Source organism: Flectobacillus sp., from assembly GCF_049240685.1.
GTDB lineage: Bacteria > Bacteroidota > Bacteroidia > Cytophagales > Spirosomataceae > Flectobacillus.
Window position 1 is genome coordinate 1 of record NZ_JBMLSD010000350.1, and the last position, 19065, is coordinate 19065.

The following is a 19065-nucleotide window of genomic DNA, read 5'->3' on the forward strand; positions in this document are numbered from 1 at the left end:
GGACAAAATAGAATTTAATTTTTGAGCTTACGGCTTTCAGCTTTGAGCATTCGGCGGTGGGCTTTGTAAAAAACATGGCTGTGGTTATAAAAAACATTTTAACACTCTTTGCCTTGTGCCTGTTGCCTTGTCCCTATTAAATATAATTCTGCGCTAATACTTAAGAGGGTAAATTGCTAGTTCAAGACAAAGTCTCGAACTAGCTTTTGATAACTCATAGCAGAAAGCCAAAACTAAGACCTAGGGTTTCATCACTTTACCCAAAGCCATAGGAAGGCTAACCAAATCATAGTGATTTTCGTAGACCAGATATTTGTTGACCCATGTTGGATTAAACTTATCTTTAAAGTCTCTCAAGCCGTGATAATGACGAAACTGTTGGAGCTTTTCATAGGCAAATTTTACTGTCCATTCTGGAAAATCTTTTGGCTGGTCGATACCCGACATAGGCGCTACGCCCATGTTGAGGGCGCTCAATCCTTGTTCTTTGAGCTGGGCGATAAGGGCAATAATCAGTGCATCCATTGAACCAGAGGGGGCATCCTCCGTTTTTCTGACCAAGTCATACGTTCCTTCATTGGGTGTATAATCGGGAATGATATTGAGAAAAGAAACGATTTTTTCATCGCTGTTTTCAATGGTAATAATGGTTTGATTTTTCAACTCATTCCAATTAAACATTCCTTGCGAAAAAACCATTTCTTTTCGATCTAAAGAGCGGAGCCAGTCATCTGAAACGTGTTTGAGTTTTTGTAAAAGTCCATCTTTGATGGGCGCTTGATGAACGACCGTTTTAAAACCCTTTTTTTCCAAAGCATTCAAGGCATTTCTTAATGACTTTTTGTCTTTTCCTTCCAAAGTAAAAGTCTGTAAATTCACGATAGCCTCTTGACCGATTGGTAATGATTTTTTACCAAAAGACTCAAAAAGTGATAGTTTGCTTTCATCAATTTTATAATACGCGGTTTTTAGACTATTTCTTTTACAAAAAACTTCAAATTCGTGTAGCAACTTGCGCATACTTTCTGGAGAATCTTCACATACGGGCTCACCCAAAGCTATGGCAAAACCAGAGGCAATTTTGTAAGCAATAAATCCCTCGATTTTAGTGCCGAAAAAGAAAGTTTTATCAGTATCTACTTTGAAATGGTCGTCGGCTGTGTGACCATATTTTGCCAATAATTCAAGTGCTTTTGCTTGTTCTTCCTCATCTGAAGAATAGTGAAAAATATAAGGTTTGACAAAAGCATAAATAAGCAAACCCAAGGACAAACTTCCCAAAAGATTGATTGAATGAATAAAACCTTTGGCAAAACGAGTGACAGGAGAGACCGTTGTTTCTAGAAGGAAAAAGCTTCGTATACTGTTTTCGATGGAATTACTTAAAGAAAAGTCAATGCCAAATTCTTTTTTGTCCAAAAAGTAAAAACCAACGACGCCATAAACTAATACCATTCCTAGGATTAAACCTGCCAAGCGTAAACCAAAACTTTGCAATTTTCTATCGCTTCGTACATAGTACTGTTTTCTAGTAAAAAGTAAAATAACAAGCGTAAAAAGCGCAAAAATAGATTCTTCGTAATCAATCGCTTTGGTCAAATGACCAACTAGCGATACAGTACTGAGCAGTACCGCCATCAACCAAGCGTTACGCTGTCCTCTCATCAAGAATGCCGCACAAATCAACATAGAAATACCCGCCATCAAAACCGCCTGATTGGATAGATGTACCGTGGCAACAGGTAGGAAATTTTCTAATAATTGAAGACGTTCAACAAGGGGAGGAGTGAGCACCGAAATAATATTGACAATACCCAACAACGCCAGTAGCATGGCAGGAAGTATTCTTAGCAGGATATTTCCTCGATTCAATAAAAAACTGCCAATGCCTGCAACCAGCGGTAACCAAAACTCAAACACACGGTAAAGTATGGTGATAGAAATGGCTTGGGTTTCGCTAAATCCATAAGAAGTTATCAATAAAATCATGGAAACTTCTACCGCTCCCAAACCTCTCAAAAATGGAGAAATGACATAGAAAAGTGTTGCTATCACATAGCCCGCGATGCAACTTTCGATGCTGGCAGACAATCCTAGAGCCTTCATGGCAATACCTAAGTGTAGCATCCCCGTGATTTCAATGCCTACCGAAAAGAGTAATACCATCAGTATTTCTTTTACCGAAAAATTCCCTACATTGATTTCTTCGGCTAACATTTCAAACTGCGGACTTACTTTGGTTAATTGCTTGTACACCCATCCTTTCTCCAGAAAAGACCAAGTTGCCCACACCAATAATGCCACAAGCACGACAATTCCCCCAAAGGCTAACCACGAACTAGTAGAGGAACTACGTGCAATGGCAAGATAGACCAAAACTGGAAATGCCACCAAGGCAAGCGAGGCTATTCCTACCACAGCATAGATATAGGAAGCAAAATTAATTCTAGTTTTACTTACTCCTTTTCTTTCAATTTCTTGATTGAAGAAGGCTAAAGAAGTAACACCACCTCCTGGCAAAAATACACTGATAAGATTTCGTTTCAGAAAGAGCTTTAGCCCATCTGTAAGTGTGATATTACTTTGTACTGCTCGAAAGGCATATACATACATGAGTCCATTGAGTAGGATATACAATACGGTGACTAATATGCCTACAAAGAAGTAACTCAAGTCAACATTTTTTACTATATCCACAGACTGCACGATATCAGACTGTTGTTGTCGGAAGAAATATATTGCTAATAATAGAAACAAAAAAGCAAGAATTTCTTTTAAATAGTAGTTTCGAGATTTAAGGAGGTTTTTCATAGAATTATGAGATTTTTTAACGGACTCAGAAATGCAATACTATTGTAAAGTTCTCATTATTAGGTAATTTGTGTATTTGCTATTCTCAGCCTTTACACCTAATTTTCTAAAACTTTATTAACGATACTTGTATAGGCATTGTCAAAGTGATGTCCCCCTGGGAGAATTTCTACTTTGGCTCCTGTTTTTCTAAAAGAGTTGGTGATGTCGACATCTTCGTCGCTTCCAAATAGACAAAGTCGTTTGAAAGAATGAGATAACTCCAATTCTTTGACGACATCATAAGGGTCATTATTGCCTCCCAAACTAAGCATATCTGCCACATGAATTTCAAAATCTCCCTTAGTATCAGGTGAGAGTAGGGTTATACTAGATAGTTTTTCTCGAAGCGATTCGGGAAGTTTATTAGCAATAAATGGTGCTACGCAAGCCCCAAAAGAATACCCCATTATTCGGAATGACTTGACTTCTTTGTATTGCAAATAATATTGCGCAATTTCTGCAATTTTCCTTGCCGTTTCTTCAGGAGTTCGAGCATTCCAGAAATATTTTTGGGAATCTATGCCTATTACAGCAATGCCTTTCTCGGCAAAAGCATTGGCAATACCTTGGTCAAAACTTGTCCAGCCGCCATCCCCCGAAAGGAAAAATACTAATTCATTACTGGCATTTGACTTCGGTTCAATAATATCAATAGGTAAATCTGTTTTGAGACTTACTGGTAATGCTTTTGAAGTCGTTGTTGCCAAAGAATGGTAAGCTTGTTTAAACTGAGGTAGCCAATTTCCTGTGTATGAAAATCCATGACCTACTTTGGGTAAAGTGATTAGCTGCACATTTTTGATACCTTTTAAGAAAGATGCTGTGGCATCGTAAGGACAAGTTTGGTCTTTTACCCCGTTGAGAACGATAAATGGTGCAGGAAGTTTTTCGACACGGTCAAAGTAATACGATTTGCCTTCTTTGAGTACATGATACAAAAGTCCATTGCCTTTACAAAAAGGTTTTTTGAGGTCTATGTCTGGACAAAAACCAAGCGAAATACCTCCTTTGAAAGTACCAGCTGGTGCTTGTGCAATAAGTCCGTAAATGAATACTGCGCCATAAGAATAGCCTACAAGAATAGGTTTTTGATAAGAAGCAAAATGATATTTGCGTTGTAGCATCATGCTTAATTGCTCAAAATCTGCGGCAGGATACGAACACGCACCCTTGTCTTTTGCCATAGCAGCGGCAAAAGTTTTGGCATCAATTCCTGCCACTAAGGCTCCTTGATAGGCCAAATAACGAGCCATGCTCAATACGCCAGACTGCCAGCCTCCGTCACCCGACACGAAGAGAACCAATGAATTAGGCGTACCCGATGGATGATACATCGTTAATTTTCCGAATTTTCCATAGCGTAAACTGTCGACAAGTATGGGTTTGGAATCAGCGAAAGAGTAGGTTTTTACTTGAATGAAAAGAGTACAAGCGGTAAAGAATAGCACCTTTTTCAAAAGCGAAATTCTTTTGAGAGTTGAAGCAATCATAGTCATGACTAAATTTAGTTTTAGCGATATTTGACCCAGTTAAAGAAATATGTATGCTCGTGTAAGAGCCTAAATATTTAGTAGATTATTGCTTCATAAGGTGATTGTTGGAAAGGAAGAAAATATAAGGCTTTGATAGATTAAACAGAGGAATGTTTAATGGGGTAGGCATTTTTTTTGAATAAAAATGCTAATTGAATTGTACATTTTGCTGAAATCGGTATTGTAACCCTTTGGATTTTAAAAAAACAAAAAAGATTTTCCTTTATTTCTGAAAGAAGAAATCCCAAATCCTCGATGGTTGGAAGTCATAACTTATCATTCTACACAAACTAAAGGGTTAAATCCGACACAAAACCGATGGCATCGTCGGGAGTAAGGACGATTTTTTTGTTTCCCTCAAGCTGAATCATGACAAATTTTTCACGTTGAGTAACATACCAGAGCATTGAACCTTGGTTTTTACTAGCGAAATAGCCAAAATATCCGAATAGGCCTCCAACACCGAATGTTCGGATGGCAAAACCCATTTGCTCTTTACTCAAAATTTCAACTTTTTCAATTTTTCGTCTTTCGTATTTTGCGTTGTAAAAAAGTCGATTGATGACAAGGCTGTCCTCTGTGATTTGATAGGCTCGGGGACTGTAACCCAAACTGATTACATAAGTAGCTACGAGCAAAACAATCGTTAGTACAGTCACCCAAAAACTCTCCTGTTGAAGAATCGGGAATAGAAATACGGCCATGAAAGCAAATAACAGCGTAACACCTATTGAGGTGATTTTTGCGAGCTTGTCTAAGGAGGCTTTGTAAATCATGGCAGCTAGAATTTAGAAGTCTAAGTAATCGTGCAGAATTAGATTTTAATTTTGTGTGTTGGGCACAAGGCACAGAGTGTTAAATCGATCATTCAAATAACCGATATACTGTTAATCAATAACATTTTCCTACTTAATTAGATTACTTTAACAAGAATAAGATAGTAAAAATCAATCTTTTCCGATATTTGTCAATAGATACTCACTTCCTTAAAATGGATAACCAATACCAAAGTTGAGTGTTAGAGGATTGGCATAGGGTTGTTGTGGATATAGCGGATCTTTCAGATTTTCTCTCAAGAAGACCCAATTATCGCCTTTAAAAGCAGGGTCGAGTACTCGTACTGCCCAATCAAATCTAATCACAAAAAAAGATAGGTCATATCTTAATCCGAAGCCAATATCCATGGCTATTTCTTTGTAAAACCTATTCCATTTAAAATCTGAGCCTGTCAAACCAGCGGTATTTTGGTTAGGGAATCTCCAAACATTACCCGCATCGGCAAAAAGCGCTCCGTTCAAGTCACCATAAAATCGAAGAATCTTGAAACGCAACTCTGCACTTGTTTCAAGAATAATACTTCCAGGATTATCAAATGAACCAGTAAAAGAGCCAGGCCCCAAACCTCTTGGTCGCCATGCTCTTAAGCTATTGGGGCCACCAATGAAAAAGTTTTTCTCATAAGGTAAATCTTTATCGGCACCGTATGCATAGGCTGCACCTGTACTTAATCTGTAGGCCAGCAAGGTTTTATCACTTCTACCAATCGGAATATATTTTCGATAGTCAGCACTTATTTTTAAAAATCTGTAAAATTGTAAAGAATCTTGCAGGAGGTCTGTCAAGAAACCAAATTTGTTCCCTTTGACTAAATTCAAGGTTGTGCCTCCTGATTCTAAAAAAAGTTTAAGATATTTTCCTTGTTTGAGTTGTCCGTAAGGATTATCTGTATAAGTGTAGGTGGCACTCATACTTGAAATAAATGATTGCTGAAAACTCCTTTTAAGATTGTTGCCTAAAAGTAGCAAGCTGTCCAAAAACTTTCGGAATGCAGGGGCTTGATTGCTGGTATTTACCAAGTTGACGTCAAAGAGCGATACCTGCCAATACTTGTTTGCTGAAGGACGCCAGTTGAAAGTACTTCCGACTTTAAAGCCAAATCGGTTATATTCTTGTCGACCGATGAACTCGCCTCCGACACTAATTCGGGTTTGAGGCGAAAAATTCTCAAAACGTTGTGCTAATCCTTCTGGCAATAATATTTTAGGAATAATAAAGGATGTATTCAAGCCAAGTTCGAGGTTTCTATTGACCGAATCGGGTCGTAAAAAGCCTGCTTGTGCCTCAAAACCAAAGCGGAGTGTAGTTTCAAAAGAATTTACACTATTATTGATGTTTCGAGCTTTGAACGAGGTATTCAGGAAGGGACCAGGTACTAAATTCGTGAGACTACCTCCTGCAAATACGCTTCCTCCTGTTTCTACCGAAAATTCATATTTATCGAGTGGGCGTGCATAAATCGAGGCGTTAATCACCCCTTTGGTGGTATCCAGATTGACACGTGTAAACTGAAACTGCTCTAGGCCGTACAACTTTTTTTGTGTCTGATTTATCTTTTCCTGACTGAAAAGTTGATTTTTTCTCAAATCAATTTTTGTATCTAGCACACTCGGCGAAAACCGCTTATTGACAAAAATGTATTGAATATGTGGACTATAGACAGTATCCGCTTTTGCCTTGAAGGCATTGGCATAGGTACCATCCGAGATAAATTGGATATTACCAAAGTTGTAAGCAGTGGTGTAATTATTACTTCTGGGGACTCTGTCAGGATTCGGAATGTAGGTAATTACCTGAAGTTTTCCTGTTTGTGCAGTGTCCAAAGCATTGATTTTGATACTTAAAAAATCTTTTGAGAAGGCATAATAGCCGTTGTTTTTGAGGAGGTTTTCGATTCTATCTTTTTCGGCATTGTAGTTCTCAACGGTGAGGCGTTCTCCATTTTTTAAAAAACTCTCTTTACGATGTTTTTCGAGCAACTGAGCAATTTTGAAATCTTTTACAACCAATGAGTCGTTCGAACCGAGTGGATAGCTTGTTCCCTCGTTTATAATATAGTTGATGGCAACACTCCCTTTTTTGATGAAAAGAGAATCTACCTTATACGAAACTTGTGTTTGGAAGAAACCATGATTTTTGTAGTAAGTCTTAATTTTTTCCACATTTTTTTCAGCATCCTCTTTGTAGAAGTAAGAAGGAGGCTCGCCGAAAGTTCTCATGGCCCAATTCCCCTCTGTAATTGCACGGGTAAGCTTTTGAGCCTTTTTTTCCTTTTTTTGAAGTAATTTATTGTACTCGTTCGAATTAATATCTAATCCTTTTATTTTTTCCTCAAAATCCTCATTTAACTTTGTAAGTTCATATTCCCACTGAAGTTTCTTTTTGGGGAAATCTTTAGAAAAAAGCTGATAAAAATACAAACCTGGCGTTATTGGCGTGCGAAGGATTTTTTTGTTAGGTTTTTGGGGTAATAAAGGCTCCAAATTCTCAGATGTGATTTTTCGGTTGCCACGAAAATTTTGAGAATAGAGCAAAGGGTCAGAAAATATGTTTGAAGTAGTACAGCCCGAAAGCCAACTACTTATTCCGATTAATGAGAGATATATGCAAAAATGTCTCAAAGTCATATTTAATATATGTAACAAGGGGGCTGATTTACAGCGACTAACCTTTTAAAATATTGCTTTATGTTGTCAAAAAACCAGATTAAATACATTAATTCTCTTCAGCAAAAAAAGTTTCGTCAAGAATACCAAGCTTTTGTGGTTGAAGGAGCCAAAAGTGTAGTCGAATTGCTAACGTCTGATTTTGAGCTTGAGTCCTTGTATGTTACTGAGGATTTTTACAAAGAAACTAAACCTCTATTAGACAAACAACCTTTAAGAGCCGAAATTGTAGGACAGGCAGAATTAGAGAAGGCTGGTACCTTTAGTTCGAACAATGCAGCCTTGGCAGTTGCTAAGATAAAATCTAATCAAAAGCTTCTGGTAAATGATACTGAATATGCTTTGGTTTTGGATGAAATTCGAGACCCGGGCAATTTGGGCACTATTATTCGTATTGCAGACTGGTATGGTATTCAAAAGATTATTTGCTCGGAGGGCACAGTAGATTTATATAACCCTAAAGTCATTTCATCAACTATGGGGTCATTTACTAGGGTTTCTCTCTTTTATACCGATTTGGTAGGGTATTTAAAAGAGCAGCAAAAACCGATATATGGAGCATTTTTGGATTCAGAAAATGTACATACGCTGAAATTTGCACCAAGTGGCTATATCATCATTGGTAACGAAGCTAACGGGATTTCTGAAGCAGTGGAGGAGGTTGTAACGCATAAAATTACCATTCCGAGATTTGGGGGAGCAGAGTCACTAAACGCTGGTATTGCTACAGCGGTTATTTGCGATAATTTAAGAAGATAGCGCTACTATTGTAGTGATTACTAGGATTATCGGGGTTTTCACGATAGCAAACAAACTAGAGAGAAAACCCCAACAGAAGAAAATCAAGAGCTGATAGACTTTGGGATATCAGCTATTTCATCAAAGCTACATTATAAATCTCGTACCAGTCTTCATGATTTAATTTGATTTCGGTAGCGCTTACAGCATTGCGAATACGTTGCTCCGACAAAGAACCTATAATTGGTAATGTACCTAGCTGAATCAACCATGCCACAGCGGTTTGTTCGATATTTGCACCGTATTTTTGACCGACTTCAGCTAATTTTTCTTTCAAAATTGCCGATTTGAAATCTGTCCCATCAAGGATTTTTCCACCTGCCAAGGGCGCCCAAGCCAATGGTTTGCTAAAGCGTTGTTTGATAAAGTCCAAACGACCATCTTCAATAGCAGAAGTATTGGCTAAGTTTAGTTCAATATGATTGGTAACGATAGGTTTACGCAAATATGATTCCAATAACTGGTGTTGGAATACCGAAAAGTTGCTCACCCCAATATGTTTGATTTTGCCAATGTTTACCAACTCACGAAGCGTTTGAGCCGTTTCTTCTGGATTGCTAATCATATCTAACTGATTCAACAAAAAGATATCCAAGTAGTCTGTGCCAAGGCGTTTCAAAGAGTTGTCTACACTTTCTAAAATGTATTTTTCAGAATTGTCAAAATACGTATATCCTTTATTTGATTTACGAACGCCACACTTACTAAACAAAACAATATCTTCCCTTTTGACACCCTTATTTTTGATTAATTTACCAAAATATTCTTCGATAGAATAGTTACCATAAATATCTGCGTGGTCAAAGGTATTTACTCCTAATTCAAGGCAAAGATTTACGATTTTTTCCATCTGGTTAATGGTCTGCTCTCCATTGTTAGTCCATCTCCAAAATCCATAAACCGCTTCTGAAACTTTAGGACCCGAATCACTCAAATAAACTTTGTTCATAAAAAAAAGGGTTAAAATACTTAAGTATTTGTTGGTTTTTCAACCGTTTGTTGGTCAATATACTATCAAATTAGCGAAAAATACCAGAAGTTTTTTTCTACAGTTTCCACAATTTGCTTTTTTGACAAAGATTCAAAAAATCTCTAAAACCCAAAAATATAGTGTCGATAATTTATTGAAATGGCAAAATATGCTACGAATTTTATTGTAAATGAGCCTCTCAATCGAGGCAAAATTCGTGTTGACCTATCTTTAGGCGCATGGCATTGCGTTTTTACAACTAAACAATCTCTACATCTATCAATCACAATTCACTCGATTTTTAGAACCAATCATCTACGTTTACTTCAGACTCTATTTGTTTTTGGAGAGCCTCGGGAAGTTTGGCAAAAAAATCTATACCTGTCTTTTTCTCGATACTATCAATACTTACGGCAAAAGAGCGGACAGTTTCGTATGAAGCTTGATTGGGCATCAAAAAAGCAATAGCCTGTTTTTCTCTTGGGTCGTATACAATTTTGTAATAATATTCGGGTACTGCGATTTGATTTCTTTTGCCGATGTATTCCAAACCTTGACGCAAAATTGGGCCAGTTACAACAATCAAATCTCCTCTGTCTTGTGCCCATTTTCGAACTCTTGTCTCCAAATCACTCCAAATCCCACGGTTAAAATCAGGGGCTTGTGGGCTCATATTTGACATATAAAAAGTTTCATTTTGCAATTCGTGATCATATTTAAAATCGCCTGCTGGACAAAGATGACCTCTATCATAACCCGAGCGAGAGTAGTCCTGTGTAACTGCCGAGCCTGTGGATACTTCGGGGTCGGCCATAAATTCGTTTGAACGGGGTTCAGTACCTTTTGCCGCTTCTGATTTCAATAAATGCAATACCCAAGATGCCTGCTCATAATCCTCTTGATAGCTCAACATATAACCCGTATGTCGTACAATTTCCTTGTCTTTCGATGAGTAAGGTTTGTATTTGTCAAGGTCTTTGAATAGAACGTTTGAAGAACTATTATCCTTAAAGACTTCATCTTTGATATTAGGTAATGTTTTGGTACCCTCTTCAACTGCCTCTTTAAGAATATCGACTATCGAATTATCCTTTTTTTCGGTATGCTTTGTGTCAGTGGCTTCATTATCCGAGGCTTCGTTGTCATTTCCTTTGGTATCGCTTGCTACATTGTCTTCACGTCCTTCACGAGTCCAAGGTTCTTTTTTCTTTTCAGTTTTACTATTAAAAATGTTAGAAACATCGTGTTTGAATTGCTGAAATGGGTGGGGTTGACCCCAATAATATAGAAATATTCCGAGTACAGCGAGGAAAAATAAGAACTTAATTTTATTGGTTTTCATAATATAATTTTACTGGGTTTTTCTAGCCTCCTTTTGGTATGAATATTTTTGATGGGGGCTGTACGCCACAATGCTATTTTTTGAAAGTAATTTCAGAATAGACTTTTGGGATTAAGCTAAAAGACTACAATTTTACTAATTTCGTACTAATAAACGTAAGAGTCTGGGGCTTTTTGACTAAAAAAACGAGAAATAAGCTCGAACAGTATCAGAATTGAAAAGTCTTAGATAAAAAAATCAAATGAGTCGTAAAAAAATAGTCGTTATAGGAGGAGGAGCTGCTGGATTTTTTGGTGCAATTAGAGCCGCCGAACAAAATCCTGCTGCTGAGGTTTTGTTATTGGAAAAAAATAGGACGGTTCTCAATAAAGTTCGGATTTCGGGCGGAGGGCGTTGTAATGTCACACATGCATGTTTTGATGATAAAAAGTTGGCAAATTTTTATCCAAGAGGAGGGAGCTTTCTGAAGCCCCTTTTTAAAATCTTCAATCCTCAAAGTACTATCGATTGGTTTCAACAAAAAGGTGTTGCCTTAAAAATCGAGTCAGATGGACGTATGTTCCCCACCACGGATAGCTCCGAAACCATTGCTTTATGTTTAGAAAATGAGGCTATTAGAAAAGGTGTTCAGGTAAAAACATCCACAGGTGTATCCAAAATCCACCCGAAAGAAGAGACTGGATTTGTCCTTGATTTATTAGACGGAACGAGCCTTGATGTCGACGCTGTACTTGTAACAACAGGAGGAAATCCCAACGTCGAAGGCTATCGTTGGCTGGCAGATTTGGGCTTGAATATACTTAGTCCTTTACCATCTTTGTTTACCTTTAATACGCCCGAAGGTGTTTTTAAAGACCTTTCTGGAGTGAGTGTACCTAATGCAAATGTCAAAATTGCAGGAAAAAAACTCAAACAAGATGGCCCTTTGTTAGTAACGCATTGGGGTTTTTCGGGGCCAGCTATCTTAAAGTTGTCGGCTTGGGGAGCAAAAGAATTGGCAAAAGTAGAATACAAGTTTTCGACCTTGATCAATTGGTGTGGCGAAACAACTGAAAATGAAGTACGCGAACAGTGGGCTACTCAGAAAAAATTACATCCGAAAAAAGTCATTCAGTCGAATCAATTATTAGGTATACCTTCGCGCTTGTGGAAACGCCTATGTGAATTAGCTGAAATCGACGAGCAATTACGTTGGATTGATGTTTCGAACAAACAACTCAATAAGCTTACTGAAAATCTAATTAACTGTAATCAATCGGTTCTAGGAAAAACAACATTTAAGGAAGAGTTTGTCACCTGCGGAGGGGTAGATTTAAACGAAATTAACCCCGATACAATGGAGTCCAAGAAAATCAAAGGGCTGTTTTTTGCTGGCGAGGTATTGGATATTGATGCTGTAACTGGAGGATTCAACTTTCAGGCAGCATGGACAACTAGTTATGTGGCTGGGTCGAATATTTAAGTATTTATGAGAATCAAGATATCTTTCTTTTTGTTAAACAAAAAACTGGAGTCATCCAGAATTTAGTGATTATGTGAAAGTTTGTATTCTGTCCGTAGAGAGGCAATGATTGCGTCTTAAGCTAAGTCATATTTCGCATAGTAGCATGAAAAAAGCGGTCGAAAATTGTTTTTCGACCGCTTTTGATTTTTAAAATAATCACTCAGCCCCAACTCACTAAATTGAGAATGGCGAGTAACCTTTAACGATGTCTACCGCCACCGCCACCAAAACTTCTACCTCCACCAGAGAATCCACCCGAACGGAATCCAGCACCGTAATTTCCGCCAAAATTAGTACGGTTAGCTCCATTATAGTAGCCAGCTCTCGAGGCTGCAAAGTGATTATTCATCGTACCTCCAAAGGTATTTCCACGATAATAAGTAGGTCGACTAGCAACTACATTGCGGTAATAGTTGCCGTAATGACGATATAAATTTGGATAATTCATATAGTAACCGCCATTAAAGAACCAATTTGAGAATCCGTAGGCAGGAAATAATCCGTAGCCCCAGCCACCAAAGCCGTAAGTCAACCCAAAACTCCCCCAATAAGCTCCAGGGTACCACAATGCTGAGCCATACCAGTATGGATAACCAAACCAATAAGAATAGGGATTGGCATAACCGTAGCCATAGCCATTTCCATAAGCGATTTGACCATTAGGCAGAATATAACCATTACTTCTGGCAAAATCCTTCGCAGCTTGATTTAACTCTTGTTTGGCTTGTGGATTTTTGTCAAGCTCACGTTTGTAAGCCGCTAATTGTGCTTGATTTTGTACCACCAAACTGTCATGTGTTGCAGCAAGCTCAGTTTTCAAACCGTTTTGATCCGAAATGTACTTTTTGCCTAATTGTTGTGTAATGTCCAAATTGTCATTCAAGAATAACATGACATCAGGATATTTTGCCAAGGTAGTAAAAGCAGATTGTGCAGTTGGGTCAAGCGGTTCAATCGTTTTCTTAAAACCATCCTCGGCTTGTTGGTACAATTGGTCTACTTTGTCCAAATCATCCTCGTGATGACGATAGAGTTTCCATGCTGCTGTCGCAAGATTTTCATCTTTATTAGGCAACAAACTTTCAATTTCATCACGATTTTTTCCATTTGGTGTCGTGGCCAAAGTGTGCAACAAGTCTGGGTAGCGAGTTAGCTCATAAAACCAACCTTGTTTCTTTTGACTAAAGTCTTTAATAACGTTTTGAAATGAATTTTGTGATTGGTTATGTAAATTTTGAATATTGGCTAATACAACAGGATATTGACTGGCTGTTAGTACTGCCTCACGCACATCCGCATCGTAGGATGCAATAGTTTGTTGCATACCTTTGAGCGTTTCTAATTGGTTGCTTTGACCAAAGATATTGCTTTGAAAAAAAGTAAAGATAATCGCAGTAAAAGCAACAATTGATTGACGGAAGCTCATTGCTCCAAATGCTTCCATTCCTCTGAAAAGCTTGTTAGTTTTCATGGCCTTAAATACTATAATGATTATAAAAAGAATAGATAAACTAAGGAAACCGAAAAATCAGTATCCAAATGGGTGTGGTAGCAAATAAAAACGGCTACTACATTTTAAAACAAGCAATTAGAAAGGTAAATATTTCCACTCATGGAAAAGCACGTAGAGGTGATTGATTTGACAATGACTAGTATTACAAGAATATTTCACTATTACCCAATGTTCGGGCAATAGAAGGGCTTTTAAACATAAACTGAAATCTGGAATAAAACCCGAAGCAGAATTGAAGTCTGAAGTTTGCTCTGTTTCTGTCTCGTTGTCATCCGCCAAAACAACGGATGGATTGGTATTTTTTACGACACTATTAGTACCAGAAATATTTGTGGCTGCAACAAACGCTTTTCTTCCTGAATTGGCGAATGAAGCAGATTTCATTCCCCAAGCCAAGCATCCATAACCAAGGGTTAGGACGAAGAAAAGCAAGATATGTTTTTTGCAGTTCATGACTTTCGTTGTGATTTTACTCAATAACGCTCCGCATCGGAGTTTGTTTTATTTCTTAGAATGTTTGAGAAAGGAAAGGTTTAATTGGATTTCGGATTTTGGATGTTTGATTTCAGATTTTTTTCATTTGAATTAGATAAACTGTAAATCCAAAATCAGCAATCCCAAATCCGAAATTTTTTACCATTCTTCTCGCTCATCTAAAAACATTTGATAAGCCCCTTTTAGTTCTTTTAAGGCTTTTTCGTTTTGGAGCTTTGTTGTAATCTCAATACCTTTTTGATAGGTCTTTTCAGCCAAGTCAAATTCTTCTAAGCTTGTGTAAAGTGCCGCAGCATGATAATAAGTTGCCCAATAAGTGGGGTGTTTTAGCAACAATTCTTCAAATAACTGTCTTGCTGCCTGAAGGTCAAATTTCAATAACTCTGTTGCCAACGCATACGCATTAAAAGGGTCGTTGGGCTCTTCTTCATAAAAACTACGTAATTGTTCAAGGCGAAATTGGTTCATCTTGCTCTAAATAAAAGGGTTTGTAAAAAACTTTTAAAAAAATATTATGCTTGCATACTATTTTTAAAACTTTTCGTTAATATTGCATCAGGATATTGTTCGAAAAGTTAAAAATATCCTCGGTATAGTGAAAAAATTAAACTGTATGATTAATCTACTGTAAACATAATATTTTAATTGTTATGAAAATCTTAGTATGTATTACCAATGTCCCTGATACCACCGCTAAAATCTCATTTACCGATGGTGATACCAAGTTTAACAAAACGGGCGTACAATATATTTGCGGACCTTACGACGATTATGCTTTGTCTCGTGCAGTCGAACTCAAAGAACAGCACGGCGGTACCGTAACAGTTTTGAACGTGGGTGAGGCTGAGTCTGAGCAAGTAATTCGTAAATGTTTGGCAATTGGTGCCGATGATGCTATTCGTGTAAATACCGAACCAACAGACTCGTATTTTGTTGCAGAACAAATTGCGCATATTGCTTCTCAAGAAAACTATGACTTGATTTTGATGGGTCGTGAATCCATCGATTTCAATAGTGGTGTGGTGCATGGATTAGTAGGAGAGATGTTGGGAATTCCGTCACTTTCGCCCGTTATGAAATTGGAAATTGATGGTGGTGTTGCCAAAATGACACGTGAAATTGAAGGCGGTAAAGAAGATATCGAAGCTTCATTGCCATTAGTATTAGGGTGTCAAGAACCTATCGCTGAGTGGAAAATTCCGAATATGCGTGGAATTATGTCGGCACGTACTAAACCGCTTAAGGTTGTAGAACCAGTAGGCGCAGGCTTAACTATTACTGAAAAGTACGCGCTTCCAGCACCAAAAGGTGCAGTAAAAATGATTCCTGCGGAGGAGGCAGAAAAACTGATTGATTTGTTGAAAAACGAAGCTAAAGTTTTGTAAGAATTTCAATCGAATATTTATCCAAAGTCTTTAACAGTGTAAAGTAAAAGAGTTTACAATTAGGTAGTTAGTCGGAGAAATATAAAATCCCAATAACATATACACGATTAACAAAAAACTACTTTTACTGATTAACACACAAACGATATTATCATGAGCGTTTTAGTTTTTGCCGAATTAGATAACGGCTCAATCAAAAAATCATCATTAGAAGCAATCTATTACGGAGCCGAAGTGGCCAAAGCAAATGGTACTTCTACGACAGTACTGGCCATCGGTGAGTCAAACAACGAAGCTTTAGCGGTAGCAGGAAAGTTTGGGGCGAGTAAGGTATTGTGGGCATCGGATGCACGCCTGAATGTTGCTTCGATTCAAGCTTATTCAAGTGTGCTGGCGGAGGCCGTGAGTGCTACTTCTGCCGAATTTATCATTTTGGCAAAATCTTCATTAGGGGATGCAGTATCGGCGCGAGTATCTGCTAAATTAAAAGCATCTATAGTGTCAAATGTGGTTGATTTGCCAGATTTTTCAAATGGTGTCAGTGTAAAAAGAAGTATTTATACAGGAAAAGCCTTTGCCACGGTGGTCATGACATCGGATAAAAAGGTAATTGCTATCAAGAAAAATGCCGTGAGTGTGGTTGAAGGAGAGGGGACTGCATCAGTTGAAAGCTTTGCACCTGCCTTGAATGATGCTGATTTTGCAGTGAAAGTAACAGGAACTCACAAAGCATCTGGACAAGTATCATTACCAGAGGCAGATTTGGTGGTATCGGCAGGTCGTGGATTGAAAGGCCCAGAAAATTGGGGAATTGTTGAGGACTTGGCTACTGCGCTTGGAGCGGCTACAGCTTGTTCAAAACCTGTTTCTGATTTGGATTGGCGCCCTCACCATGAGCACGTTGGACAAACAGGTATCAAAGTTTCTCCAAATCTTTATATCGCTTGTGGAATTTCCGGAGCTATTCAACATTTGGCTGGTGTCAATTCATCCAAAGTGATTGTAGTAATCAACAAAGACCCAGAAGCACCATTCTTCAAAGCTGCTGATTATGGTATTGTCGGTGATGTTTTTGATGTGTTGCCTCGATTAACAAAAGCCATTCAGGCATCAAAATAGTGACCTGAGTTTTGATAAATTTATCGATAATCAAAATTTCTTGCTATTCCCCAAAAAGACCTATCTCAACCCTGGGGTAGGTCTTTTTTATTGATTATCAGTATGAAATAAAATGGATTATACGTATATTTCTTTTAAGAGAAAAAAATCAAGCCTTAATTTCGTAAAACAAAGAGAAAGAAAACTTTTTTAAAATTAATCAGGTTTATATCTTTGTTATCAGCATAAATCCTACCGGTTATGACAAATTGACATAAAATGTCGGTTTGGCAAGGTTGTAGACAATGTTGGTAGGAATTCAACCGTTTATTCATTATAAGCTCTAACAAAGTGGAGAAAATAAGACTAGAAATATTGGGATTGTCACCAAGTTCATCACAAACGGGCTCTTTTGCGCTTGTATTAGGTGAAGAATATGGTCCTCGTCGTTTACCGATTATTATTGGAACATTTGAGGCACAGGCAATTGCTATCGAAATAGAAAAAATTGAACCTAACCGACCAATGACTCATGATTTATTCAAATCTTTTGCAAAGTCATTCGGCTATTCCGTAACTGAAATAACGATTACAGATATTAGAGAAGGTGTATTTTTTGCTAAAATTCTTTGCACTGATGGATTAAAAAATGTAACAATTGACGCTCGTCCATCCGATGCCATCGCTATAGGTTTGCGCTTCAATGTGCCTATTTATACCACAGAGCATGTCTTGTCTGAAGCAGGAATCTCCGTAAACGAAACTTCCCATCATGATGAAGACGAGGAGGCAGTAGAGGAAGTTTCATCTAAGAAGTCTTTTGGAGAAATGCTCAGAGATAATCCTGTAGAGGTACTCAACAAAATGCTTGAGGAGGCGATTGAAAGTGAAGATTACGAAAAGGCTGCTAAAATTAGAGACGAAATCGAACGTAGAAATTAGAAATTATAGCCCCAAGGCCGTTTGAGTTTATCAGACGGCTTTTTTGTTAAAAAGCGTTAAATGTATATTATTGCAATGAAAAACAAGTAATTTTGTTTGGATATCAATCACTCGAACCGATTACTTGCGTAGCATTGAAGATTACTCTCCAAATCGCACTGTAAAATCATGCCAAAAGCTAAAAAACTAGGAAATACCCCTAATCTGATGGTAGTTGTAAGTTTAACAATTGCCTTGTTCTTGATTGGTCTTTGCGGACTCTTGACACTCAACGCCCGTAAACTGGCAGAGGTTGTGCGTCAAAATGTAGAGGTTCAGGCTTATCTTGACAACGATTTGTCCAATTCTAAGCTAGATTCGATTTACAAACAAATTGCCAAATATCCATTTGTTCTTTACAAAGATAATTCTGCTCAAATTAATTTTATTTCTAAAGATGCTGCCGCAAAGCAGTTTATCGAGGACTCTGGTGAGGATTTTCATAAGTTACTTGGTAAAAATAACAACCCTTTATTAAATTCCTATTCTATCAAAATCAAAGAAGAATATTTTAGCGAAAGTAGATTAAAGGAAATTAAAAAGTCGCTCGAGCGTATCCAAGGAATTAAAGAAGTAGGTTATGTAGAAAATTTTGTGGACGAGGTTAATAAAAATATTTCTAAAATATATCTCATTTTGTCAGGCTTTGTATTGATGTTGTTGGTGATTATTATAATGCTTGTCAACAATACAATTAAATTGGCGCTCTATTCGCAACGTTTCCTCATTCGTAGCATGCAGCTGGTAGGGGCTACCGATGCCTTTATCCGTAAGCCATTTGTATCGAAAGGAGCATTACAAGGTCTGATTAGTGGTTTTATTGCAAGCACTTTGCTGATTGTGACCCAACAATTGGCCGTATATAAAGTCGATGGCTTGGTGATTTTACAAGAAATAGATAAGATGGTTTTACTGATTCTTATCATTTTGATGATTGGCGTAATGGTGGGTGTAACAAGCACCTTCCGCTCAGTCGATAAGTATCTTAAATTATCGCTAGATGATCTTTATTAGACAGGCTTTAGGCTGTAAGCCGTAGGCCTTAGGCAAAAGGTAAGTGTAGTTACAAAAGGTTTTTAGGCAACAGGCAC

At 37.7% G+C, this 19065-nt stretch carries 15 protein-coding genes; 6 read left to right on the forward strand and 9 right to left on the reverse strand.

Annotation, left to right across the window (positions count from 1 at the left end; genetic code table 11):
- Nucleotides 1-240: 240 nt before the first annotated feature.
- From ACOVQ4_RS15750 to ACOVQ4_RS15765, 4 genes are all read right to left on the reverse strand, one after another.
- Nucleotides 241-2811: a phosphatidylglycerol lysyltransferase domain-containing protein gene (locus ACOVQ4_RS15750; protein WP_421821583.1), complete on the reverse strand. Its 2571-nt coding sequence runs from the start codon at nt 2809-2811 to the stop codon at nt 241-243.
- 98 nt (nt 2812-2909) lie between these two features.
- A complete protein-coding gene (locus tag ACOVQ4_RS15755; protein WP_421821584.1) occupies nt 2910-4343 on the reverse strand; it encodes an AcvB/VirJ family lysyl-phosphatidylglycerol hydrolase in 1434 nt (477 codons plus the stop codon).
- Between the two features lie 332 nt (nt 4344-4675).
- Nucleotides 4676-5161: a PH domain-containing protein gene (locus tag ACOVQ4_RS15760; protein WP_421821585.1), complete on the reverse strand. Its 486-nt coding sequence runs from the start codon at nt 5159-5161 to the stop codon at nt 4676-4678.
- Between the two features lie 210 nt (nt 5162-5371).
- Nucleotides 5372-7849, reverse strand: coding sequence for a BamA/TamA family outer membrane protein (locus tag ACOVQ4_RS15765; protein WP_421821586.1), 2478 nt, complete (start codon nt 7847-7849; stop codon nt 5372-5374).
- Between the two features lie 60 nt (nt 7850-7909).
- On the opposite strand from ACOVQ4_RS15765, the gene ACOVQ4_RS15770 reads away from it, so the two are divergent.
- A complete protein-coding gene (locus ACOVQ4_RS15770; RefSeq protein ID WP_421821587.1) occupies nt 7910-8647 on the forward strand; it encodes a TrmH family RNA methyltransferase in 738 nt (245 codons plus the stop codon).
- Nucleotides 8648-8759: 112 nt separating this feature from the next.
- On the opposite strand, the gene ACOVQ4_RS15775 is transcribed toward ACOVQ4_RS15770, so the two are convergent.
- Nucleotides 8760-9635: an aldo/keto reductase gene (locus ACOVQ4_RS15775; protein ID WP_421821588.1), complete on the reverse strand. Its 876-nt coding sequence runs from the start codon at nt 9633-9635 to the stop codon at nt 8760-8762.
- Nucleotides 9636-9957: 322 nt separating this feature from the next.
- A complete protein-coding gene (locus ACOVQ4_RS15780) occupies nt 9958-10998 on the reverse strand; it encodes a DNA/RNA non-specific endonuclease (RefSeq protein ID WP_421821589.1) in 1041 nt (346 codons plus the stop codon).
- 241 nt (nt 10999-11239) lie between these two features.
- Between ACOVQ4_RS15780 and ACOVQ4_RS15785 the strand changes: the two genes are divergently transcribed.
- Nucleotides 11240-12460 carry an NAD(P)/FAD-dependent oxidoreductase gene (locus ACOVQ4_RS15785; RefSeq protein WP_421821590.1) on the forward strand — a complete coding sequence of 407 codons (1221 nt, stop codon included), beginning with the start codon at nt 11240-11242 and terminating at the stop codon, nt 12458-12460.
- 241 nt (nt 12461-12701) lie between these two features.
- Here the strand turns inward: ACOVQ4_RS15785 and ACOVQ4_RS15790 are convergent, their stop codons facing one another.
- The 3 genes from ACOVQ4_RS15790 to ACOVQ4_RS15800 form a co-directional block, all read right to left on the reverse strand.
- A complete protein-coding gene (locus ACOVQ4_RS15790) occupies nt 12702-13973 on the reverse strand; it encodes a hypothetical protein (RefSeq protein WP_421821591.1) in 1272 nt (423 codons plus the stop codon).
- Between the two features lie 117 nt (nt 13974-14090).
- Nucleotides 14091-14468, reverse strand: a complete 378-nt coding sequence (locus tag ACOVQ4_RS15795) for a hypothetical protein (protein ID WP_421821592.1) — start codon at nt 14466-14468, stop codon at nt 14091-14093.
- 180 nt (nt 14469-14648) lie between these two features.
- Entirely contained in the window at nt 14649-14978 is a 330-nt protein-coding gene (locus ACOVQ4_RS15800; protein WP_421821593.1) for a tetratricopeptide repeat protein, read from the reverse strand.
- A 182-nt stretch (nt 14979-15160) separates the two neighbouring features.
- Here ACOVQ4_RS15800 and ACOVQ4_RS15805 point away from each other — a divergent pair, with 182 nt between their 5' ends.
- From ACOVQ4_RS15805 to ACOVQ4_RS15820, 4 genes are all read left to right on the forward strand, one after another.
- Nucleotides 15161-15895 carry an electron transfer flavoprotein subunit beta/FixA family protein gene (locus ACOVQ4_RS15805; protein WP_166578005.1) on the forward strand — a complete coding sequence of 245 codons (735 nt, stop codon included), beginning with the start codon at nt 15161-15163 and terminating at the stop codon, nt 15893-15895.
- 153 nt (nt 15896-16048) lie between these two features.
- Nucleotides 16049-17014, forward strand: coding sequence for an electron transfer flavoprotein subunit alpha/FixB family protein (locus tag ACOVQ4_RS15810; protein WP_421821594.1), 966 nt, complete (start codon nt 16049-16051; stop codon nt 17012-17014).
- 330 nt (nt 17015-17344) lie between these two features.
- Nucleotides 17345-17935 (forward strand): bifunctional nuclease domain-containing protein, encoded by a 591-nt coding sequence (locus tag ACOVQ4_RS15815; protein ID WP_421821595.1) that lies wholly within the window; start codon nt 17345-17347, stop codon nt 17933-17935.
- 168 nt (nt 17936-18103) lie between these two features.
- Nucleotides 18104-18988, forward strand: a complete 885-nt coding sequence (locus ACOVQ4_RS15820) for a cell division protein FtsX (protein ID WP_421821596.1) — start codon at nt 18104-18106, stop codon at nt 18986-18988.
- Nucleotides 18989-19065: the final 77 nt, after the last annotated feature.